Origin of the sequence: Pyramidobacter porci (genome assembly GCF_009695745.1) — a bacterium.
Classification (GTDB): domain Bacteria; phylum Synergistota; class Synergistia; order Synergistales; family Dethiosulfovibrionaceae; genus Pyramidobacter; species Pyramidobacter porci.
In genome coordinates this window covers 77,153-98,600 of sequence record NZ_VUNH01000003.1, presented here as the reverse complement: position 1 = coordinate 98,600, position 21,448 = coordinate 77,153, and the positions used below count along the sequence as shown (strand labels likewise).

The following is a 21,448-nucleotide window of genomic DNA, read 5'->3' as shown; positions in this document are numbered from 1 at the left end:
TTCGGCACAAACCGACTGAACCGGCGCAAAACGTCCGTCTATTTCAACTCGCCTCCTTCCACCGCAGGCAAAGGGATCCAGTAAGGGGCGACCGACTCCTGAAAGTACTTTTTCTCCCACAAGGAAAAGCTCTCCGCAAGCGTTTCCTCGTACAAGACAGCCTCCGCTCCGGAGGCGAGTCCGGCTTCTTTCAGCTCCTGAAATCCGGATCGAGCGGGAACAATTTTTTCCATGCAGCCCAGCACTGACCAAAAACGCAGGAACGACGCCGAGCCGATCAAAAGCGCGTGATTTTTCATGTTTTCACCTAACGGTCGATGAGCAGCACGCTTTGCAGCGCCGCCCGGTCCAAGCCGCTCTGCAGTCCGGAAACGATGGTCATCAGGTTGCGCCACTCACAGAACAGGCGCGCCCGATAGGAGATGATCACCTGCACGCCAAGCGGGTCTTCGCGGCGCAGCGTCATCTGCCAGAGCAGATACTGCCGCTCCAGTTCGAACAATGAACGTTCGTCGGGGTCCGTCCCACGGGAGCGCCAAAACGTGCCGCGCAGCAGCGCCTTGTAACTTTTGGTGAAGAACAGCCGCTCCAACGGCAACGAACCGCCTTTGAGAAAATGAGCCGCTTCGACCGGCGCGCCAGAACCGTAATGAACACTCAGCCAAACGCGCAGATTCCACAAGTCGATCAGATAGCCGAGACATTGCGAAACGACCGCTCCATTCGAGCCGCGACAGCGTTTCAGCACGCCGCCGGCCCAGTCGAAAGAGCTCTTCATGTAGAACCACTCGGCCTCCCAGAGCCGTCCCGACTCGTCAAGCAATTTCACTGCCGTGCTGAGCACATTGGACAGTTCCGTCGGATCGTAGCGGCACAGTTCGTCGATCTGCTCCCGGTTGCCGCCGGCACCGGCCAGCTGTCGCCAGAATTCAGGGCTCAGTTCACCGCAACCGGGCATAGCTGGTTCGTAATCGTTCCGCCCCGATTGGAGCGCGCGCAAAAAGAGCTGGCCGTTTTCCAGATCCGACTGGATCGAAAGCACCGACGTCAGCAAGCGCGCCGTGCCTTTGCCCCAACTTTTCAGTTCGCCGAAACGCTGTCGGGCGGAAGCGGAGAGCAGGCTCTCCAGCTTCAGCGTCAAAGGCATGTCCGAGAGCATAAAATCCCGGCGGTACAACGGACCGTAAACTGTATTGAGCAAATATCGTTCCACGCCTTGCAAATCCGCACACGCAAGTTCGGCGAAAACCTGGGCCGGGAGAAAATCCCGCATGCGGGCGCGCAGACGGCCGTTAACGTATTCGTAATTAGGCTCTTCCCTGGCTGTGGACGACACGTTCGCAGCAGTATTGCTCCCAGCGGGTCTGAAAAGTACAGTCAAAGAGAGCGCCTCCCTCCTCGATCAGGATAAAGCCCCCCCAGCGCCCGGGATCTTTTTCTTCCACGCAGAATCCGGCGGCGCGAAGCAGCCCGGCCTCGCGATCCGCCGCCTGGAACGTTCCTGTGTCGGAAAAACCGGCGCGGCGGCAGTGCTCCACCATTCTTGTCAGGAACGCCCCATAGCTCTCGCTGCTTCGGAAAAGTTCGACCCTTTGCCGCAGCTCCCGTTCGAGCCGCCGCAGATGCTGCGCTTCGAGCTCTTTCTGCACAGTATTCTCCAGCGCGCGCAGCAAGCGGCGACGGCGCATGCTTAAGCGCTCCAGCGCCTCTTCACAGGCGGCAGCGCGTTTTTTCACGGCCGCGGCCGCCTCGTCGCGGCAAGCGGCGATCATCTCGCCGACGCGGCCGTCCGCAGACTCCCGCATCGCCTCATGCCGCGCCGCAAGTTCCGCCTCCATGGCGCGCAGAAACGCCGGGGGCAGAAGCTCTTCGCCCGTCAACGGAAAACTCCTAGGCGAACTGCAAGATCAACATGATGGCCACGACGAAACCGAGAATGACCATCGTTTCCGGGATCGCTTCGAGAATGATCATCGTGCCGGCCGTTTCCGGTTTTTCCGCCACGCTGCCGGCCGCTACGCTGCCGATCCTGGCCTGGGCGAAAGCGGTCGCGAGCGCGGGGATTCCCACGGCCAACGCCGCCGCCAATGCTACGAGTCCTTTTTCCACGGTAAATTCCTCCTGTATGCAAAGGGATGGTAGTCTTTGCCCTGGGCGACATAAAAATTGCCCATGAACTCCACATAATGGAGACGCGCCGCGTGCAGTCCCGACTCGGCGAAAGCCAGCACGAAATTGAGCAGATGGATGGCCAGCGCGACGAAAAGCCCCAGCGCCGAAACGCCGAGGACGTCAACGAACTTCGAAGCCGCTACCGCGAGGATAGCCGACGACAGGCCGATGGCGCCGATGCGCACGTAGCTGAGGATGTGCCCGAAAGAACTCATCGATTCGATCAGGCCGCCGATGCCGCCCCCCGCCGTCAGCAGCACCAGACCGACGACGAGCGCCACCATGCCTCCGGGAAGAGCCTGCGGCGGCAAAAGCCGGCGCACGGACATGAGCGCCGCCACCAAGGACACGATCACCAGCATGCCGCCCAGCTTCTCCATAGCGTGCTTTCTATGGCGGGCTTTCAGGCCGTGAATCAGTCCCACTGCCAGACCGAGCATCACGTGCCCCAGGCCGAGCGCCACAGAAAACATCAGCACCGGCATGACCGCCTGGGAACGTTCCACCCAGAGCGGTTCCACGTGGAACATCCGGTGGGCGAGATCGCCGAAGAACTCGCCGAAGGCCGCGCCCCAGAGAATGCTCCAGACGCACATGTTCATGAGGACGAAGGCCACATCGCGCGCCGTTCCGTTTTTGGCGCGGCGTCGCACGAACCACATCAAAATCAGCATGACCAGCCCGTAGCCTGCGTCGCCGATGATACAGCCCGCAAAAAACGGAAAAAACACGCCGATCAGGCCGGTGGGATCCGCTGTGCCGTAGGCCGGCGGCTGCACGAGTTTGAGAAAAACTTCAAAGGGCGCGAAAAATCGGCCGTGGCGCAGCGCGGTCGGCACTTGACCATATTCGTCGGGTTCGGGCGCGCGAACGTGAAGCGCGGCACGCCCGGCAAATTTTTCGTCAACGCGGGCGCGAAAATCTTCCAGCCCGCTCTGAGGCATCCAGCCTTCGACCAGCAGCGCGCCGCCGACGCGGTCGCAGCGGCTGAAGACCTGATACTGGTCGACCTTGCGGTCGATCAGCAAAAAAAACGCCTTCTGCCCGAGGCCCCACTGCTTTCTCATGGCGACAAGGGCAGACTGCTCCGCCTTGAGAAATGACTGGATCTCCGACAGACGGCGTTTCATCAGTTCCACACTTTCGGCGTAATTTTTGCCGGCGCACTGAGGCGGCGGCGTCCACAGCGCGGCGCTGATGCCGTGCAGGATTTCCGTCACGGCGGGGATCTGCGCCGTCGGCGCCGAAAGCTCGACCAGCAGCTGCCCCTCTTTGGCGGTATCGTGCACGTGGAACAGCGTTTTCTCGCCGTCGGCGCCCAGACGTTCGATCTGCCTCTGCGCCAGCGGCCAAAGGTCTTTCGCCGCCCACCAGAGCAGGCACCGCCGCCCTGACGAATCCCTGAAAGCGAGCGTTCCCAACTGCGCGAGGATACGTTCGAGCAGCCTCTTTTCATCGGCGAGACGTTCATGCCCTTTCATGATGCGGGCAAGATCGGCCTGAAATTTTTCCACGCTTTTCTCCAGTTCGGGAACGGTCAGAGCGAGGGATTCGGACAGGATCCGCTCCACCTCGGCGTCGGCCGCAGCGGGAACGCCTTCCTCCGAAGCGGAGACGGCAATGCCTTCCAGCGTTTCCACCATGGCGCGCAGCTTCTCGCGCAATACCAGGAGACGATCTGCCAGATCGACGTTGTGCTGTTCTTCAAAAGGCAGGATCAAATGAACGCGCCCGTCGGCCTGCAAGAAATCGATAAAATCCATTCCTAAAGATTCGGGAACTGCCATCGAGAGCCGACACATTTTTTCGATCATCAGCGCGTTTCCTCCTCTCCGCTTATCGCCGCCCAGGCGCGGTCCAGCTCCGCATCCATCGGCGCACAGGAGGCCTCGGCGCAGCGGCGTTCCGATTCTCCGCGCATTCGGCCAAGAAGCTGCTGAGTTTCGCGCTCATAAGCGGCAATTCTGGCCTTTTGGATCGCGTCGCAGCGTTTCAGCGTGTTCTCCAGCATCAGTCGCGTCCGCCGTTCCGCCTCGCGGACGCGCGCTTCGAGCTCCCGCTCCAGATCAAGCGTCTGCGCCCGCTGAGCCACAGCGAGTTGGTGCAATCGCTCTTTCCAGCGCGATTCGCTTTCCTTCGGCGTCATGAGGTTCCTCCGGAATTCATCAGATACTCGCACAGGTCGCCTCGGTCGATGATCCCCATCAGCAACCGGCCGTCGACGACGGGCAGACGCTTAACTTTGAGACGCAGCATCAAATCGGCCACGTTCATGATATTCGTCTCCGGCTGCACCGCCTGACAGCGTGCCTGCATGTAATCGCGCACGACGCCGGCGCGGACCTGCGAAAAATTTTTTACCAGCAGTTCGTGCTCGCCGTAGAGGAAAGAATCCCGCGCAAGGATCTCCAGATACGACGGCAGCACGGAGCGGAGGATGTCCGATTCCGAAAGAAAGCCCACCAGACGCCACCGCTCGTCCACGACCGGAACGCCGCTCAGGCTGTGGCTGTGCAGCACGTGCATGGCGTCTTCGACGGTGTCTTCTGCCATGACGGCGGTCAGGTCGCGCTTCATCAGCTGCTCGGCGGTCACCATCCCGCTACGCATGATCTTTTTCTCTCCACGGAAAGACGTTGAGCCGCTCGCGAAACACCGCCAGCACAAAGGCCAGCAGCTGGAAATCGCGCTTCAGCCGCCACGGTTCCTGGAACAGGCGATAGAGCCATTCGCAGCCGACTTTCTGCCAGAAACGGGGCGCTCGCCTCAAAACGCCGGCGTAAACGTCGAAACTGCCGCCCACGCCCACGCAAAGGATCCCGTCCAGATTGGCGCGCTGCGAGTCGAGCCATTTTTCCTGCGCCGGCATGCCCAGCGCCGCAAAAAGGATCTTGGCGCCGCTGTTGCGCACGTTGCCGGCAACTTCGCCGGAAAAAGCGCGGTCGAAATAGCCGTCGTAACAACCGGAAACGACCAGACCGGGATATTCCTTTTGCAGGCGTTCCGCGGCACGGCGGGCGATGCCCGGACGGCCGCCCAGCAGGTACACGGGCAGCGATTCGGACGCCGCCAGACGGCAGAGACGATCCATGTAATCGATGCCGGCGATGCGTTCCACCACGGGCACTTTCAGCTTTCTCAACGCCCAGACCAGCCCCGCGCCGTCGGGAAGGTTCAGATCGGCCGCGTTGGCGATGCGGCGGAACTCTGCGTCGGAGCGCGTCTCGTTCAGCCCCAGCGCGTTCATCGTCACCACCATGCGGAAGCGCGGCTCGACGCTCTTGAGCCAAGCCAGGCTCTTCGACAGCGCGTAGTTCATGGAGATCCCGTCGATCCGCACGCCCCACAGCGAATGATCGTCGGCGCGCGCGCGGCGGCCGCCGTGCACCCCCCACAGCACCAGCAGCAGCACGCCGGCCATGGCCGGCACCGCCATTTTCAGCGCGGCGGAATCGGGGATCAGCTGCATCAGCGCCACCGAAGCGCCAACCAACAGGCAGATCTCCGTCACCAGACGCACCGCCGCCGGATGGTCCACGCCGCGCTCGATCACGCGGCCGTAAAGGTCGGGGGCCGCGCGAGTCTGCCCGTGCGTGAACGCATGACTGACCAGCCCCAGCGACAGCTCCACCAGGGGCACGGCGTAAAATCCCAGCGGAATCACCATCAGCGCCGTGAGCGTGATCCCCTTGCTGACGCCGATGATGGAAATCCCCGCCACCAGCGTGCCCCACAAGGACGCCAGCGGCGTTCCCAACTGGCGGAATTGATGGCCGAGCCGACTCCAGTACGCGCCGACCAGCACCAGAGACACGACCGAGACCAAAAACGCCTCGCTCAGATTTTGGCGCGAGAAATACGTCACCGCGACCATCAGCGACAAGCTCACGCCCAGCAGATGTCCCGCCAGCCCCGGCACCTGGTCGAGCCGCCGGAACAACACGGGAAACAGCGTCATCCACGCCGTGGTCAGCAGAATGGACTGCCATGAGGACAGGTAAAGAAACGCGGAACCGCTGGAAGAGACGAACGAAATCGGCTGTCCCGTCAGGGCGAAGATCAACCCGGGCAGAATGATAAAAGCGAAGAAACCTTTTCCCGGGCGAGCCCGCTCCGCCAGCCCCACCACCATGGACAGCAGCGAACAGGCCACCAGCGCCTCGATGCGGTCGCTGCCGCTCCACAATGCCAGCAGCATCATTACCGTCATCAGCGAAAGGTCCCTCATATAAAAATATTGATCTCGGCTCAGTTTTTTCCTGAAAAAACGCTGAAGCGCCACGCAGCCGGCCGCCACCAGAAGCAGCGGCACGATCGCGTCAGCGGTGAACGGCAACGCCATAGCCGGTTCCTCCCTTTATAGTTTCACCCGAAAAATTTTATCAGTCTGCACTCTCGAGAACAGACGAGAACGCTCGTCTCGGCTAGTCTTAAACATTGTATCAGAGTTATTGATAAAAAAAAATCCCTTTTTGCGTCATCGGCTCAGAAGACGTCGGGAAACATGCCTGCGGACAAGCCGTCAAGACAAAAGCGCCCGTTCCTTTCGAAGCGAACGTGACACGGCGGCAGACGTTTCCCCCCAAATTTACGGCCAGCGAAAAATTCCGCAGCAAAAAAGGACGGCCGGCCATAGTGCGCCGAACCGTCCTTTTTTGGAGACCGTACTGATTTTTTGTGGAGGCGATCGTTTACTTTTTGTCGAGCGGATCGATGTGCTTGACGCCTCCCATGTAGGGAACCAGCGCGTCGGGCAGGTCGATGGAGCCGTCGGCGTTCTGGCAGTTTTCCAGCACGGCGATCAGCGTGCGCCCGATCGCCAGACCGGAGCCGTTCAGCGTGTGCACGTAGCGGGGCTTGCCGCCGTCGGCGGGACGATAGCGCGTGTTCATGCGGCGGGCCTGGAAATCGACGCAGTTGCTGCACGAGCTGATCTCGCGGTAGCAGTTCTGGCTGGGCAGCCAGACTTCCACGTCGTAGGTCTTGGCGGAACCGAAGCCCATATCGCCGGTGCAGAGCACGATGACGCGATACGGCAGGCCGAGTCCTTGCAGAACGTCTTCGGCGTTGGCGGTCAGCTTTTCGAGTTCGTCCCAGCTGCTTTCGGGCGTGCAGATCTTCACCATCTCGACCTTGTCGAACTGGTGCAGGCGCATGATGCCGCGCACGTCGCGCCCATAGCTGCCGGACTCGCGGCGAAAGCAAGGCGTGTAGGCCGTGTAATATTTGGGCAGTTCGCTCTCGCCGAGCATCTCGTCGTGGTGCATGTTGGTCAGCGGCACTTCGGCGGTGGGAATCATCCACAGATCGTCCTTCTCGACTTTGTAGAGGTCCTCGGCGAACTTGGGCAGCTGACCGGTGCCGAGCATCGACTCGGAGTTGACCATCACGGGGACGTTGAACTCGGTGTAGCCGTGCTTCTGGGTATGCATATCGAGCATGTAGTTCATGATGGCGCGCTCAAGTCGGGCCCCCAATCCCTTGAAGACGGTAAAGCGGCTCTGGGCCATGCGGGGACCGCGCTCGAAGTCGAGCAGTCCACAGGCTTCGGCCACGTCCCAATGAGCTTTGGGCTCGAAATCGAATTGGCGCGGCGTGCCCCAGCGGCGCACTTCCACGTTCTCGGTCTCGTCTTTGCCGATGGGCACGGTGGCGTCGGGACGGTTGGGGATCTGCAGCATAAGCTGACGAAGTTCTTCGTCGATCTCAACGACGCGGGCGTCGTCGACCTTGATCTGCTCGCCGAGTTTTTTCATCTCTTCCATGACGGCGGCGGCGTCGCCTCCAGCCGCCTTGATCCGGCCGACTTCCTTGGAGCCGGCGTTGCGCCGGGCCTTGACTTCCTCAACGGAGGCCAGCAGTTTCTTGCGCTCGTCGTCGAGCGCCAGTACTTTGTCGACGTCGAAGTCGTTGTTTCTCGCTTTCAGATAGGCCTTGACGGTCTCCGTGTCCTCGCGAATCATACGTATATCGAGCATGGCAGGAGTCTCCTTCCTCAGTTACCAAAATTTATTCTTTGTTCTCGCGGATCTGCCTCAGCAGCGACACCATCTCCAGCGCGGCCAACGCCGCTTCGGCTCCTTTGTTGCCGGCCTTGCTGCCGGCGCGGAGCAGGGCCTGCTCCAGATTCTCGGTGGTCAGCACGCCAAAGGCGACGGGCACGCGCTGATCCAGCCCGACCGAGGCCAGTCCCTTCGACATTTCGGCGGAGACGTACTCAAAGTGAGGCGTATCGCCGCGGATCACCGCGCCAAGTGCGATCACGGCGTCGTAACGGCCGGAAAGGGCCAGCTCTTTCACGGTCAGCGGCAGTTCCCACGCTCCGGGCACCCAATAAACGTCGAACTCGTTCATTTTCACGCCGTGACGGGCGAGAGCGTCTTTGGCTCCCTCCGCCAGCTTGCCGCAGATCAGCTCGTTGAAACGCGAGACGACGATGGCGTAGCGCTCGCCCTGAGCGACTAGATTCCCTTGAACTACTTTCATGGACAATCCTCCTGAAAACTTTTTATAGAAAACGAAAGGCGTCTTGTTGATTTTACATCATTTCAGACATAATCCAAGCCGGAAATCGAAAAATCGCCGCTGCGAAATTACCAGCCCATCTGCGCCAACCGTTCCGCCGTCAATTCAGACGGCGTTTTCGAGGCGCCGCACGGCGCTTCCAGCCCCATCAGCTTTTCCACGTAGCGGGCGATCAGGTCAGTCTCGACGTTCACCCTTTTGCCGGCCGCCAGAGTTCCGAGGGTTGTGCCGGCCAGCGTCTCCGGAATCACGGCTACGGAACAGGCGTTGCCCTCCACCGCTGCGACGGTCAGACTGACGCCGTCGACGCAGAGCGAGCCCTTGCGCACGATGTAGCGCATCAGCCCCTGCGGCAGGTTCAGCCACAGCTCGGCCGCGCGGCGGCCGCGACGCAGCGACATCACCAGGGCGGTGCCGTCCACATGCCCGGCCACGAAATGGCCGTCCAGCCGGCCGTCGGCCGGCAACGCTCGTTCGAGATTGACGCGCTCGCCCATGGTCACGAAGGAAAATCGCGACACGTTCATGGTCTCGCCGGTCAGTTCCACGGCGAACGAAGCGCCGTCGCACTCGGTCACGGTCGTGCAGACGCCGCTGACGGCCACCGATTCGCCGCGTTTCAGTTCGCCGGCGAACGGAGAGCCGACGTGAAACACGGTCACGTCCCAACGGCGGGAGACGGCGACGATCGTCCCTACTGCTTCAACCAGTCCAGTGAACATGGATTTCCTCCTTCGAGCCACAGGTCGCACCCCGCGGTGCGGACGTCGCGCAGCGTCATGGGGATGGCGTCGTCCATGCGCTGCAAATGAATCGAATCGGTGATTTTTCGTCCCTCGCCCATGAACACGGGGGCCACGAAAAGCTGATACTCGTCGGCCAGCCCGGCGGCGATGAAGGCCGAACAGATTGTCGGCCCCGCTTCCACCAGCACGCGGGCGATGCCCAGCTCCGCCAGTTTTTCCAGCGCAGCTTTCAGGTCGGGACGGCCCGCAGACGAGGAAACGGCATAAACTTGTCCGCTCCGTTCGGGCAGCACCGCCGTTTCTTTGGGAACGAAGACGATCGCGTCGCGGCGCAGAGCTTTGTAGTTTTCTCTCAAAACGACAGGGGCGGAACAGAGGATTACGGGGCGCGGCGACGGGCCTTCCACGGCGCGGACGGTCAGCGCAGGGTCGTCGTGCCGCAGGGTTCCCGAACCGATCAGGATCGCGTCGTTCTCGCCGCGCAGGCGGTGGCTCTCGATGCGCGCCGCTTCGCCGGTGATCCACTGGCTGGTCCCGTCAGCCAAGGCCATGGAACCGTCCAGCGACAGGGCCGCTTTGAGCGTCACCCAAGGGCGGCGGCGCGTCTGCAGGGACAAAAAGCCACGGTTCAGCCACGACGCCTCCTTTTCGAGCACGCCGCAGACGGTTTCGACGCCGGCGTCGCTCAAGATCTTCAAGCCGCGGCCGCTGACTTTCGGATTGGGATCGCCGACGGCGCACACACAGCGGGCGATGCCGGCCGCTGCCAGCGCTGGCGCGCAGGGCGGCTGACGGCCCTGATGGCTGCATGGTTCCAGCGTCACATAGGCGGTGGCGCCGCGCGCCTTGTCCCCAGCGTCGCGCAGAGCCGCCGCCTCGGCGTGAAGCCCGCCGAGATGGTCGTGCCAGCCGCGGCCGACCACTGCGCCGTCTTTGACGATCACGCAGCCAACCATGGGGTTGGGCGTCGTTTTGCCCATGCCGCGCAGCGCCAAGTCGAGGGCCTGCCGCATGTAATACTCGTCGCTCCATTGCTGTCTCATGCGCGATGGATGCCTCGCTTTCGTTTGGGATCGTACGTCCGGCGCACCGCGCGAGTGGCGCTCCGTTCTTCATTGGTCGCCGGCGGCGTTTCGCGATAGGGCACGTCGATGGTCTCGTCCCAACGATATTTAGCCGTCTCCGGCACTGGGATCCCTAGCGGGCGCTCCACGCGCACCAGTTCCACCGTGTTTTTGGGCGCCGGCGCTTCCGGCACGGGCGTCTCGGTCAGGAATTTGAGGATCTTCGCGGCTTGGACGGGGCCGATGCCGGGAGCTTTTTGCAGTTCTTCCGCGGAGAGCGAAGCGATACGCTGCACGCTGCCGAACGTTGACAGCAACAGCGCCGCCTTGTGCTTGCCGATGCCGGGAACGTCCTCCAGCGCCGAACGGCTGAGGCGCGAAACGCGCTTGCGGCGGTGCGTGGTGATGGCAAAGCGGTGCGACTCGTCGCGCACGCGCTGCAAAAGTCGCAGCGCCGGATCGTTCCAGTCGAGCCGCAGCGGCGGCTTATCCGGCTCGGTAAAGATCAGTTCGTCGCGTTTGGCCAGCGCGATCGTGTGGATTTTCACGGGCACTTCGGCCAGCGCCTGGCGGGCGAACGCCAGCTGTTCGGGGCCGCCGTCGACAAGGATCAGCTGCGGCAGCGGCAGCTGGTTTTCGATCATGCCGCGGTAACGCCGCAGCACCGTCTCGCGCATGGAGCGGAAATCGTCGATGCCGTCCACCGTTTTGATAGAGTAACGGCGGTACAGCGACTGATTGGGATAGCCCTGTTCGAAGACTACGGCCACGCCGTACGTCTCGCGCCCCGCCGAATGGGAGATGTCGAAGCCGTCGATGCGCCACGGCACCACGGACAAGCCGCAGAGGTCGCGCAGGCGCGTCATCGCGAACCACGTATCCTCGTCGAGGTCGTCGGTAAGCGTCACCGACAGTTTCTGGCGCGAAAACTTCCACAGGTCGCGGATCGTGTCGCGCGCCTTGGCCGCTTCTTCGAAGCGCATCTCCTTCGCCAGACGCTCCATGCGCGTCCGCAGGCGCGACACCAGATCGGCGGTCTGCCCGCTCAGCAGCATGAGGATGTCGTCGACGGTCTCGTTGTACTCTTTTTCGGTGCACTTGCCCGCGCAGGGGCCGAGGCACTTGCCGATATCGTACATTATACACGGGCGCGCCAGCTTTTCCCGTTCCAGATTCATCGAACAGTTCCGCGCCGGAAAGAAATTCTTGATCAGGTTCAGCATGCTGCGCATCGTGCCGGCGCTGGTGTAGGGGCCGAACACCCGCCCCGCCTTCGGGCGCGTGTGGGTGACCAGCACGCGCGGAAATTTTTCGGCCGTGACGACGATGAACGGATAACGCGAACCCATTTTCAGTTCCACGTTGAAGAACGGCTGGATCGCCTTGATCAGGCGACTTTCGACGATAAACGCCTCCGCTTCCGTTTCCGTACGGATGAAACTGATATCCTGCACCGTCTGTACCAGCTTGCGCAGGCGCGGGATGGCAAAATCCCGATGGTTGAAATAGGACGAAACGCGGCGCTTCAGCTTTTTCGCCTTGCCGACGTAGATCACCTTGCCCGTCTCATCGTGCATCAGGTAGACGCCCGGTTTGAGCGGCAGAGTCCTGAGGATGGCGCGGATCCGCCCCATGCGTTCCTGTTCATCCATTCGCCGCGCCCCCTTCGTCATGATTTTTCAATTTGAACCCCTTTTGAACCCCTTAATTCCATGGCCGTTTTCGGAGTTTCTTTTCTCGTTTTCTCGGCTATAATAGAGCGACTGGATCGGCACAATTTTACACCAGAACGGAGGAACTGTTTATGGCACTTGCGCTTTATAACGATTTGACGCGTAAAAAGGAGCCCTTTGTCCCGCTGCACGAAGGAAAGGTCACCTTTTACAGCTGCGGCCCCACCGTATACGACTATTTTCACATCGGCAACGCGCGCCCCTTCATCGTCTTCGACGTGCTGCGCCGCTATCTCGAGTTCCGCGGCTACGAAGTCACGTTCGTGCAAAACTTCACCGATATCGACGACAAGATGATCGCCCGCGCCAACCGCGACGGCGTCACCGTACAGCAGCTGGCCGAAAAGACCATCGCCGATTATTACGAGGATGCCGACGCGCTCGGCATCAAGCGCGCGTCCTTCTATCCCCGCGCCACCGAATACGTCCCCAAGATCATCACGCTGATCCAGCGCGTCATCGACAACGGCCACGCCTACGTGGTCGACGGCACCGTGTTTTTCGACGTGAAAAGCTTCCCCGCCTACGGCAAGCTCAGCCATCAGAACCTCGACGACCTGCAGTCGGGCGCGCGCATCGAAGTGGACGACGTCAAGCGCAGCCCGCTCGACTTTGTGCTTTGGAAGCCGCAGAAGCCCGGCGAGCCCGCCTGGGAAAGCCCGTGGGGCCTCGGCCGCCCGGGCTGGCACATCGAGTGCAGCGCCATGTCCACCGATCTGCTTGGCGACACCGTCGACATCCACACCGGCGGCATCGACCTGGTCTTCCCCCATCACGAGAACGAAATCGCCCAGAGCGAGGCGGCCACGGGCAAGCCGTTCGTCAAATACTGGCTGCACAACGAATACATCCTCATCAACGCCGAAAAAATGTCCAAGTCGCTGGGCAACTTCCTCACCGCCCGCGCCGCGCGCCAGAAGTTCCCGCCGCTGGCCATCCGCATGTTCATGCTCGGCGCCCATTACCGCTCGCCCATCAACTTCGCCCCCGAAGGCCTCGAACAGGCCGTCGCGGCCGTAGAACGCCTGCGCAACTGCTGGAGCGACCTGCAGTTCGCCAAGAGCGGCCGCCTCGGCGAAACATCCGCAGCCGGCGCCGCGCTTGCAGCCGCGCTGGGCTCGTCCCGCGCGGACTTCATCGCCGCCATGGACGACGATTTCAACACCGCCGCCGCGATCGGCGTGATCTTCGAAGCCGTCACCGAGGTCAACAAGTACCTGAAAGGCAACGAAAAGCTCGACCCCGCCGCCGTTGAAGCCGCTGAAAAGTTCTTCGGCGACATCGACAGCGTCATGGGCATCATCGGCCTCGAACAGGAAAAGAAAGAAGAAAGCGGCGACGAAGCCGCCCGGATCGAAGCCCTGATCGCCGAACGCAACGCCGCCCGTGAGGCCAAGGACTTCAAACGTTCCGACGCCATCCGCGACGAACTGGGCGCCCAGGGCGTCATCCTCGAAGACACGCCGCAGGGCACCAAGTGGAAGAAAAAAATCTAGCCCGCTCGATAACGAGAAGTCCCGATGGTCACTTGATCATCGGGACTTCTCCATTCAGAATGTTCTACGTGGAACACTCACAGTCAGCAAATATTCCATACTATTTCTTTACAATCCAGCCCAGGCGTCCGTAACTCATACTATTTCTTGATAAAAAGCATTGACATAGTTTGTCGGGCGCGGCGAGGCAGCCCTGAGCGACTGAACTCCCTCGCAGCGCCCTTGCGTTCAGCTTTTTATTAAGAAATAGCATTGCTCCCAACATTTGACTAAGAGCCACAAAAAAAGCGCCGAAACAAAAATCACGCAGGATATGCGTGAAACGCTTCGACGCCTTGAATTTACTGGACTTGGTGGATCGTACAGGACTTGAACCTGTAACCCTCTGATTAAGAGTCAGATGCTCTGCCAGTTGAGCTAACGATCCATATGAATTGGGGTGGGTAAAGAGATTCGAACTCTCGGCCTGAGGATCCACAATCCTCCGCTCTAACCAACTGAGCTACACCCACCGTATTGCCTTGCACAATGCGCGAACGAGAATGGCGCGCCGGACAGGATTCGAACCCGTGGCCCACGGCTTAGAAGGCCGTTGCTCTATCCAACTGAGCTACCGGCGCACGGTAATGGAGCGGAAAACGGGACTCGAACCCGCAACCCCCAGCTTGGAAGGCTAGTGCTCTACCAATTGAGCTATTTCCGCACGAACCTCATCCACTGGTCGGGGTGAAAGGATTCGAACCTTCGGCCCCCTGCTCCCAAAGCAGGTGCGCTAACCAGACTGCGCTACACCCCGAATTGAGAGAATATGGTGGAGCTGAAGGGATTCGAACCCTCGACCTATTCGTTGCGAACGAATCGCGCTCCCAACTGCGCCACAGCCCCTCAGAACCAACAGGTCGCATTTTAGACTCAAAGCCTGTTCTTGTCAAGGGGGGTTTTTTGAGATAATCTACCTTGCGGGAACAGGATTTTGCCATTCAAGGAGAACTCTGTCATGAATTACGGACCGGAACTTGTCGGCGCGCTGGCGCCTGAGCTCCGACGCTGCGTCGGCTGCCAGCTGCAGCGCATCGAAGCGGGGAGCGACTGGTGCGCTTTGACCTTCAAAAACGCCGGCTCGATTTTTTTCACGTGGAACCCGGAAACTTTCGGCATCTGCCGGATCGGCTCCGACGAACTGCGCGAACTGCGCAGCCAAAGCGTGAAGACCCCGTTCGTCATGGGGCTGCAGCGGCACCTCGGCGGCGGCTCGATGACGGACGCGAAATGCGTCCCCGGCGACCGCGTGCTGCTCATGGGATTCCAGCGCTTCGTCGGCGGCGGCGTCAGCAAGGAACTGACGCTGGTGCTGGAACTCACGGGACGCATGAGCAACGCGCTTTTCACCGACGAGAACGGCGTCATCCTCGAAGCGGCCAAACACGTGTACCCGGAGGTGAACCGCTACCGTTCCGTCGTCCCCGGCTCGCCGTACACGCCTCCGCCGCCCGTCCCGGGAGAGCTGTCCCGTCCCGGCATGAGCGACGCCGAGCTGACGGCGTTCCTGAAAGCGCCGCGCGGCATCGGCCGGCCGCTGGCGAACGAACTGACGCGGCTCTGGGAAAACGGCTGCAAAGAAATGGTCCGCGCGGCGCTGTTCGGCGAGCCGAAAATCTTTCAGCGCTTCGGCAAATATCTGACCGCCCTCGGCGCCGCGCTGCCGGGCGCCGAAGTTTACGACGGCGGCGGGCTGGACTTCTGCCGTTCCTACATCGCCGGCGAGATCGAGCGGCGCGCGCTGAAAAAACTCGCCGCCCAAGCGCTGAAGATCCTCGAGCGCCAGCGCGGACGGCGCGCCAAACACGTCGCCGATCTGCTCAGCCAGATCCAAAAGGCCGAAAACTGCGACGCCTATCGCGCCGCCGGCGAAGCGATCCTGCAGAACCTCGGCAAGGTCAAAGAACATCAGGATCTTGTCACGCTGAATTACTGGGACGCGGACGGGGAAAAAACGCTGGACGTAAAGCTGGACCCCGCGCGCGACCTGCAGGGCAACGCCAAACTCTATTTCAAAAAATACCAGAAGTTCCGCGCCGACGTTGCCGCCGTCAGGGAACAGGTCGCCGCGCTGCAGGCGGAGCTGGACGACCTCGCCGCGCTGGAAGCGAATCTGAAGCGCGTCGCCAGCGCGGAAAAACTGGCGGAACTGTGCGAACAGATCGCCCAGCAGTACGACGACGGCCGCAAAAAAGAAAAAGACGCTCGCTCGCGCAAAGCGAAAAAGCCGCTGCCGCCCCATCTGCGCTTTACGTTCGGCAACAGCCTCATCCTGGCGGGCATGAACGAGCGCGGCAACCGTTACGTCACGTTTCAGGAGGCGGGCCCCAACGACCTCTGGTTCCACGTGCACGAGTTCCCCGGCTCGCACGTGATCCTCAAGAATCCCCCCGCCGACGCGGCGGAACGGGAGCGCGCCGTGCGCGCCGCCGCGTCGCTGGCTCTGTGTTACAGCGAGTGCGCCGGACGCAGCGCAGTCGTCGATTACGCCGAAAAGAAGCAGGTCCGGCACATTCAGGGCGGCGGCCCCGCCAACGTCACCTACAAGCGCCCCGGAACCGTCCTCGTCGGCCCCGACGATTGGAAAGAGATTCTCGAACGCCGCTGACCGCGCTCAAACAAAAGACGCCGGGGCGCAAAGCCGCGGAAGAAAAGCGCAACGACGTAAAAAGCTCGGCGATCCAAAGATCGCCGAGCTTTTTTGTTTTCGCTCTTTTCGAACGCGGCCGCATTCCCGCCGCAAATTTTTCGCCGCAAACGCCCTTACAGGCTCTTCGAGACGAAGCTGTCGAAACCGCTGCCGAGGTGGCTGACGTCGCCCAGCAGCCCGACCTGCGGCGTCCCGTCCAAAAACTCGACGTAGGAAACGCTGCAGTTGGGGATCTTCAGCCGCCAGCAATAAGACAGCGGCACGCCGAGGAAATGACAGATCAGCGTCTTGAGCACGGCGTCGTGCGTCGCCAGCAGCGTGTCGCCGCGGCAGTTCAGCGCCGTGCGCTCCAGCGCGGCGACGGCGCGCCGCTGCACGTCTTCCAGCGATTCGCCGCCGGGGCCGGGCATCTTCACGCCGTCGGGGTTCGCGCGCCAGCGCTCCAGCAGCGCCCCGTACCGAGCCGACACCTCTTCGAACGTCAACCCTTCCCACTCGCCGTGATTGATCTCCATGAACCCCGGATCGGTCACGAGTTTTTCGCACCGCGCCGCGGCGAAGATCTTTTCCCCGGTGACGCGGGCGCGCGACAGCGGCGAGACGAATACCGCCTCCAGCGGAAAGCCGCGGAAGCGCTCCGCGGCGCGGTCGGCCTGCGCCAATCCCGTCTCGTTCAGCGGGATATCCATCTGCCCCTGAAAGCGCCCCTCGCGGTTCCACTTCGTCTCGCCGTGGCGCACCATAAAAAGTCTCATTTCAGTTCGGTCCTTTCCGTTTTTTCGCCAAACGCCGCGCGAACCGCGTTCGTTTTTTTTTAGACAGGCCGGCGACGTTCCGCGTCGTCGGCCCGATTTTTATTCGCCCGATTTTTTGCGCCGAGTGAAGAAGTAAACCGCCAGGATCACCGCCGCGCCGATCAGGTCGCTGGTCATCCCCGGAATCAGCAGTCCCACGCCGCCCGCGATCATCAGCAGGCGCCAGTAGGATTCGATCGGCGCGTTGATGTAGCCGATCAGCCCGCCGCCGATGCCGAACAGGCCGACCAGCGCCGTCAGGATCATCGGTAGCGCTTCGAGGAACGTGCCGTCGATCATGATCAGCTTCGGGTCGAGCGCGAACATGTAGGGCACGAGGAAGGCCGCGATCGCCAGCTTCGAGGCGTTGACGCCCGTCCTGAACGGATTGCCCTTGGCGATGGCGGAACCGGCATAGGCCGCCAGCGCCACCGGCGGCGTGATGTCGGCGATGATGCCGAAGTAGAAGCAGAACATGTGCGCCGCCAGCAGCGGGATGCCCAGATGGATGAGGATGGGAGCCGCCACCGTCGAAGTGATGATGTAGTTCGACGTGGTCGAAACGCCCATGCCGAGCACCAGCGACGTGATCATCGCGCACATCAGCCCGAGGAACACGTTGCCGCCCACGACCTGGAACATGCCGCCGCCGATCCGCTGCCCCAGCCCCGTCAGCGTCACCATGCCGACGATGATGCCCGCCGTCGAGCAGGCCGTGGCGACGGAGACGATGTTGCGCGCCGCCAGCGGCAGCGCTTCGAGAATCTGCTTCGGCGAGACCCAGGTGCTCTTTCTCAAAAACGGCACCAGCGCGGCGATCATGATGCCCCACAGCGCCGAACGCGTGATCGTGAAACCCGACAGCATGAAGTAGATGATGGCGGCCAGCGGCAGCACCAGATGCCCCTTTTGCAGCAGCAGCGGCTTGGCGGGCGGCAGCTTTTCGCGCGGCAGACCTTTCAGTCCCTTGCGGCGCGCCTCGAAGTCCACCATGATCCAGATGCCCGAGAAGTACAGCAGCGCCGGGATCAGCGCCACCAGCATCAGCTGCGAATAAGGGATCCCCACCGATTCGGCGATCAGGAACGCCGCCGAACCCATCACCGGCGGCATGATCTGCCCGCCCGTCGAAGCCGCCGCTTCGACCGCGCCGGCGAATTCCGGCTCGTAACCCAGCGACTTCATCAACGGGATCGTGAAGGAGCCCGTCGAGACGGTATTCGCCACCGAAGAGCCGGAAACCGTGCCCTGCAGCGCCGACGAAAGCACCGCCACCTTGGCCGGGCCGCCGACGGCCCAGCCGGCCAGCGCGTTGGCGAGGTCGATGAAGAATTGTCCGATGCCCGTCTTCTCGAGACAGGAACCGAACAGGATGAACAGGAAAATATACGTCGAGCACACGCCGATCGGGTTGCCGATCACGCCCTCCGTGGTGATGAAAAGATGCGTGATGATCCGCGGCAGCTGATAGCCGCGCTGCGCCAGAAAACCCGGCATCTGCACCGCGAACAGCCCGCGCGCGCCCATCAGACCGTAAATCATGAAGCACGAGGCGATGATCACGATCGGCGGGCCGACCACGCGCCAGCAGGCCAGCAGCACCAGGAAAACGCCCAGCCCCGCCATGACCGTGTCCAGTGCCGTATACTCGCCGGCGCGCAGCTGCAGCGCCTTGAAGTTGCCGATAAAATACCCGATCACCGTCAGGAACGCCAGCGCAAAGATCACGTCCAGCATGTTGACTGTGCGGCGGCTCGACTTTTTCGTCGTCGGATAAATGATGAAGGCCAGGCTGATGGCGAACCCCAGATGCCCGTAGCGCAAAATCTGCTGCGGCAGCCGTCCGCTCAGCGAAGCGTAAAGCTGGAACAGCGCGAAACACGTCAGCACGACCGTCAGAAAGACTTTCATGCCGCCGGAAAAGATCCGATAGCGCGAATCGCGCTCCAATTCGGACAGATCGACGTCCCTCGGAACTTCGTTCAGTTTCTTTCGGCTCAAAAAGCTCAAGCGCCGCCTCTCCCTTCAAGAAAAAACGGACGGCCCGCAGCGAACACTGCGCCTGTCGAACCGTCCGGATCGCCTCACGACGAAATCAAACGCCGTTTACCTGCCGGGAACCTTGAGCCCCTTCTCCTCGTAGAAGCGCGCCGCGCCGGGATGGATGTTGCCGGGGATACCGCGGAAAGCGCCTTCGAGCGACATGTATTCACCCTTTTTGTTGAGCGCGCGGATCTCGTCGAGATGATCGTAGATCGCCGCCGTCATCGCGTACACGTCGTCGTCGCCGATCTCGTTCAGCACCACCAGCATCGACATGACCGCCACCGAGGTGACGGGATGGCCGAGATTGTACTGATCGTCGGGCGTCGTGAACGGCGCGTAGAACGGGTACTTCTCCTGCAGCAGCTTCAAATGCTCGCCGTCGATGGAGATCACTTCGATCTTGCCCATCAGTGACAGCTCCGTCACGTTGGCGTTGGGATAGCCCGAGCACATGAAGAACGCGTCGATCTGGTCGTCCTGGAGGGCGTTTTTGCCCTCCGACTGGCTCAGGAAGCGCTCGTCGATGTCGTCGTAGTTCATGCCGTAGATGCCGAGGATCTGGCGGGCCGCCACCTCGTATCCCGAACCGACCGCGCCCACGCAGATGCGCTTGCCGCGCATGTCCGCCACGCTCTTGATGCCGCTGGATTTGCTCGCCACGATCTGCACCATTTCAGGATAGCAGGCCGTCACCGCCGAGAAATTCGTCACCGCGCCGCTGGCGAACTGCTCCACGCCGTTCAGCGCGTAGCTGTTCACGTCGGTCTGCACCAGCGCCATCTCGTTTTCGCCCTTTTTGAGAAGACGCACGTTTTCAACCGAGCCGCCCGTGGAGCTGACGGTAATGTTGGCGCCGGTATGGCTGTTGATGACCTGCGCGAGTACGCTGCCGAAGGAATAGTAATTTCCCGTGGCGCTGCCCGTTCCCATCAGAAAACTGCCGGAGATCTTGCGGTCGGCCGCGAACGAAGCCGCAGCTCCTGCGCTCAACGCCGCGCCGACGGCCAATGCTGCCCATATGCTTCTTCTCATTTTTTTCCTCCTTGTGATCGAAAGACTCCCGCCAGGGGAAGTCTCGGAATGACGAGCAGGCTAACTATACTATATAAAAATAAACTTTTCAATCGACGCGGCAGAGCGCGCGCGTTTTTTACGACAAAAAATATTTTCGGTGTTTATAGAATATTTCAGCCGTTCCGCTCCGCGTCTGCGGGCTGCGACAGCGGCACGCGCAGCGCCGCGATCAGTTCCGGCGGCAGCGGCGCGCGGAACTCGAGCCGCTCGCCGCCGACGGGATGGCGGAACCCCAGCCGCCAGGAATGCAGAAAGACGCGGTCTTTGAGGATGTGCTGCGCCGGATCCTTGGGACCGTAGAGCGTATCGCCGTCGAGCGCGCAGCCGAGCGCGCGCATGTGAACGCGGATCTGGTGCGTGCGCCCCGTGTGCAGCCGTACCCTGATCAGAGTGTAACGCGCCCGCGTCCAGAGGACTTTGTAGTCGGTCACGGCCTCGCGCCCGTCCCACGACACGCACATCTTCAGGCGATTGTGAGGATCGCGGCCGATCGGCGCGTCCACCGTGCCCGCGGGCGCTTTCAGCGTGCCGACGCCCAGCCCCAGATATTCCTTGAGCACTTCGTGCGCCTGGAACGCCTCCGTCAGTCCGCGAAAAGCCGCGTCGCTGCGAGCCACGACCATCAGTCCCGACGTGCCCACGTCGAGACGGTGAACGATGCCGGGGCGCACGGAATCGCCGATGCGGCCGATCTCCGGGTAGCGGAACATCAGGCCGTTGACCAGCGTGCCGTCGGGACGCCCGGCGCCGGGATGCACCACCACGCCCGCCGGTTTGTCCACCACGATCACGTCGGCGTCTTCGTACACGACGCCGAAGGGCACGTCCTGCGCCGCGATCTCCGCCGGCGCGGGCTCGGGAATCTCCACGCGGTAAATCTGGCCAGGCTGAGTTTTGAAGGCCGGCCGAATCTTTTTCACCTGTTCGGAACTGACGGCGCCTCCGTCGATCAGGCTTCGGACGCGGCTGCGCGACAGCGACAGTTCGCCGGCGAGAAAAAGGTCGAGCCGCGTGCCGGAATCCTCTTCGGGAACGGTCAATTCGTAAATTTCGCGATTCGCGTTTTCCATTCGATCGATCACCACTCCATCATAAAAGGGAGCGAAGAA

The 21,448-nt window shown here is 61.7% G+C and carries 19 protein-coding genes and 6 tRNA genes; 2 read left to right on the top strand and 23 right to left on the bottom strand.

The window, feature by feature from the left end:
- Positions 1 to 38 precede the first annotated feature (38 nt).
- The 13 genes from FYJ74_RS03685 to FYJ74_RS03625 all read right to left on the bottom strand — a co-directional run bounded on the left by FYJ74_RS03685 (position 39) and on the right by FYJ74_RS03625 (position 12,159).
- The gene (locus FYJ74_RS03685; protein ID WP_154528249.1) at positions 39 to 299 is read right to left on the bottom strand and encodes a hypothetical protein; all 261 of its coding nucleotides are present in this window, start codon (positions 297 to 299) and stop codon (positions 39 to 41) included.
- A gap of 8 nt (positions 300 to 307) precedes the next feature.
- Positions 308 to 1,336 (bottom strand): V-type ATPase subunit, encoded by a 1,029-nt coding sequence (locus tag FYJ74_RS03680; RefSeq protein WP_326830868.1) that lies wholly within the window; start codon positions 1,334 to 1,336, stop codon positions 308 to 310.
- Complete coding sequence (locus FYJ74_RS03675) at positions 1,308 to 1,880, bottom strand: hypothetical protein (RefSeq protein ID WP_154528247.1); 573 nt, start codon at positions 1,878 to 1,880, stop codon at positions 1,308 to 1,310. The genes FYJ74_RS03680 and FYJ74_RS03675 overlap by 29 nt, the downstream gene beginning before the upstream one ends.
- Before the next feature lie 10 nt (positions 1,881 to 1,890).
- Positions 1,891 to 2,109, bottom strand: a complete 219-nt coding sequence (locus FYJ74_RS03670; protein ID WP_009165809.1) for an ATPase — start codon at positions 2,107 to 2,109, stop codon at positions 1,891 to 1,893.
- Positions 2,091 to 3,986: a V-type ATP synthase subunit I gene (locus FYJ74_RS03665; RefSeq protein ID WP_154528246.1), complete on the bottom strand. Its 1,896-nt coding sequence runs from the start codon at positions 3,984 to 3,986 to the stop codon at positions 2,091 to 2,093. The genes FYJ74_RS03670 and FYJ74_RS03665 overlap by 19 nt, the downstream gene beginning before the upstream one ends.
- On the bottom strand, positions 3,986 to 4,318 hold the full coding sequence (locus tag FYJ74_RS03660; protein ID WP_154528245.1) for a hypothetical protein: 333 nt from the start codon (positions 4,316 to 4,318) through the stop codon (positions 3,986 to 3,988). Before FYJ74_RS03660 ends, FYJ74_RS03665 begins: the two co-directional genes overlap by 1 nt.
- Positions 4,315 to 4,782, bottom strand: coding sequence for a CBS domain-containing protein (locus FYJ74_RS03655; RefSeq protein WP_154528244.1), 468 nt, complete (start codon positions 4,780 to 4,782; stop codon positions 4,315 to 4,317). The genes FYJ74_RS03660 and FYJ74_RS03655 overlap by 4 nt, the downstream gene beginning before the upstream one ends.
- On the bottom strand, positions 4,775 to 6,514 hold the full coding sequence (locus tag FYJ74_RS03650; RefSeq protein ID WP_154528243.1) for a WecB/TagA/CpsF family glycosyltransferase: 1,740 nt from the start codon (positions 6,512 to 6,514) through the stop codon (positions 4,775 to 4,777). The genes FYJ74_RS03655 and FYJ74_RS03650 overlap by 8 nt, the downstream gene beginning before the upstream one ends.
- 349 nt (positions 6,515 to 6,863) lie before the next feature.
- Positions 6,864 to 8,150, bottom strand: a complete 1,287-nt coding sequence (serS, locus tag FYJ74_RS03645; protein ID WP_154528242.1) for a serine--tRNA ligase — start codon at positions 8,148 to 8,150, stop codon at positions 6,864 to 6,866.
- Positions 8,151 to 8,181: 31 nt separating this feature from the next.
- Entirely contained in the window at positions 8,182 to 8,658 is a 477-nt protein-coding gene (gene ribH, locus FYJ74_RS03640) for a 6,7-dimethyl-8-ribityllumazine synthase (protein WP_154528241.1), read from the bottom strand.
- Positions 8,659 to 8,765: 107 nt separating this feature from the next.
- Positions 8,766 to 9,419 (bottom strand): riboflavin synthase, encoded by a 654-nt coding sequence (locus FYJ74_RS03635; protein WP_154528240.1) that lies wholly within the window; start codon positions 9,417 to 9,419, stop codon positions 8,766 to 8,768.
- Entirely contained in the window at positions 9,392 to 10,486 is a 1,095-nt protein-coding gene (gene ribD, locus FYJ74_RS03630; RefSeq protein WP_229769328.1) for a bifunctional diaminohydroxyphosphoribosylaminopyrimidine deaminase/5-amino-6-(5-phosphoribosylamino)uracil reductase RibD, read from the bottom strand. Before ribD ends, FYJ74_RS03635 begins: the two co-directional genes overlap by 28 nt.
- Positions 10,483 to 12,159 carry an excinuclease ABC subunit UvrC gene (locus FYJ74_RS03625; protein WP_154528239.1) on the bottom strand — a complete coding sequence of 559 codons (1,677 nt, stop codon included), beginning with the start codon at positions 12,157 to 12,159 and terminating at the stop codon, positions 10,483 to 10,485. The genes ribD and FYJ74_RS03625 overlap by 4 nt, the downstream gene beginning before the upstream one ends.
- Before the next feature lie 152 nt (positions 12,160 to 12,311).
- On the opposite strand from FYJ74_RS03625, the gene cysS reads away from it, so the two are divergent.
- A complete protein-coding gene (gene cysS / locus FYJ74_RS03620) occupies positions 12,312 to 13,736 on the top strand; it encodes a cysteine--tRNA ligase (RefSeq protein ID WP_154528238.1) in 1,425 nt (474 codons plus the stop codon).
- A gap of 351 nt (positions 13,737 to 14,087) precedes the next feature.
- Here cysS and FYJ74_RS03615 read toward each other — a convergent pair.
- The 6 genes from FYJ74_RS03615 to FYJ74_RS03590 form a co-directional block, all read right to left on the bottom strand.
- Positions 14,088 to 14,163 (bottom strand) — tRNA-Lys (locus FYJ74_RS03615).
- 8 nt (positions 14,164 to 14,171) lie between these two features.
- Positions 14,172 to 14,248, bottom strand: a tRNA-His gene (locus FYJ74_RS03610).
- Between the two features lie 31 nt (positions 14,249 to 14,279).
- Positions 14,280 to 14,356 (bottom strand) — tRNA-Arg (locus FYJ74_RS03605).
- A 7-nt stretch (positions 14,357 to 14,363) separates the two neighbouring features.
- Positions 14,364 to 14,439: transfer RNA gene (locus tag FYJ74_RS03600), tRNA-Gly, on the bottom strand.
- Between the two features lie 15 nt (positions 14,440 to 14,454).
- Positions 14,455 to 14,532 (bottom strand) — tRNA-Pro (locus FYJ74_RS03595).
- Positions 14,533 to 14,545: 13 nt separating this feature from the next.
- Positions 14,546 to 14,621 (bottom strand) — tRNA-Ala (locus FYJ74_RS03590).
- Between the two features lie 112 nt (positions 14,622 to 14,733).
- On the opposite strand from FYJ74_RS03590, the gene FYJ74_RS03585 reads away from it, so the two are divergent.
- On the top strand, positions 14,734 to 16,383 hold the full coding sequence (locus FYJ74_RS03585) for an NFACT RNA binding domain-containing protein (RefSeq protein WP_154528237.1): 1,650 nt from the start codon (positions 14,734 to 14,736) through the stop codon (positions 16,381 to 16,383).
- Positions 16,384 to 16,538: 155 nt separating this feature from the next.
- On the opposite strand, the gene FYJ74_RS03580 is transcribed toward FYJ74_RS03585, so the two are convergent.
- The 4 genes from FYJ74_RS03580 to FYJ74_RS03565 form a co-directional block, all read right to left on the bottom strand.
- Positions 16,539 to 17,180: a histidine phosphatase family protein gene (locus FYJ74_RS03580; RefSeq protein WP_154528236.1), complete on the bottom strand. Its 642-nt coding sequence runs from the start codon at positions 17,178 to 17,180 to the stop codon at positions 16,539 to 16,541.
- A gap of 99 nt (positions 17,181 to 17,279) precedes the next feature.
- Positions 17,280 to 19,229: a TRAP transporter permease gene (locus FYJ74_RS03575; protein ID WP_154528235.1), complete on the bottom strand. Its 1,950-nt coding sequence runs from the start codon at positions 19,227 to 19,229 to the stop codon at positions 17,280 to 17,282.
- Positions 19,230 to 19,325: 96 nt separating this feature from the next.
- Positions 19,326 to 20,297 carry a TAXI family TRAP transporter solute-binding subunit gene (locus FYJ74_RS03570; protein WP_154528234.1) on the bottom strand — a complete coding sequence of 324 codons (972 nt, stop codon included), beginning with the start codon at positions 20,295 to 20,297 and terminating at the stop codon, positions 19,326 to 19,328.
- Between the two features lie 155 nt (positions 20,298 to 20,452).
- A complete protein-coding gene (locus tag FYJ74_RS03565; RefSeq protein ID WP_154528233.1) occupies positions 20,453 to 21,409 on the bottom strand; it encodes an RluA family pseudouridine synthase in 957 nt (318 codons plus the stop codon).
- Between the last annotated feature and the right edge of the window lie 39 nt (positions 21,410 to 21,448).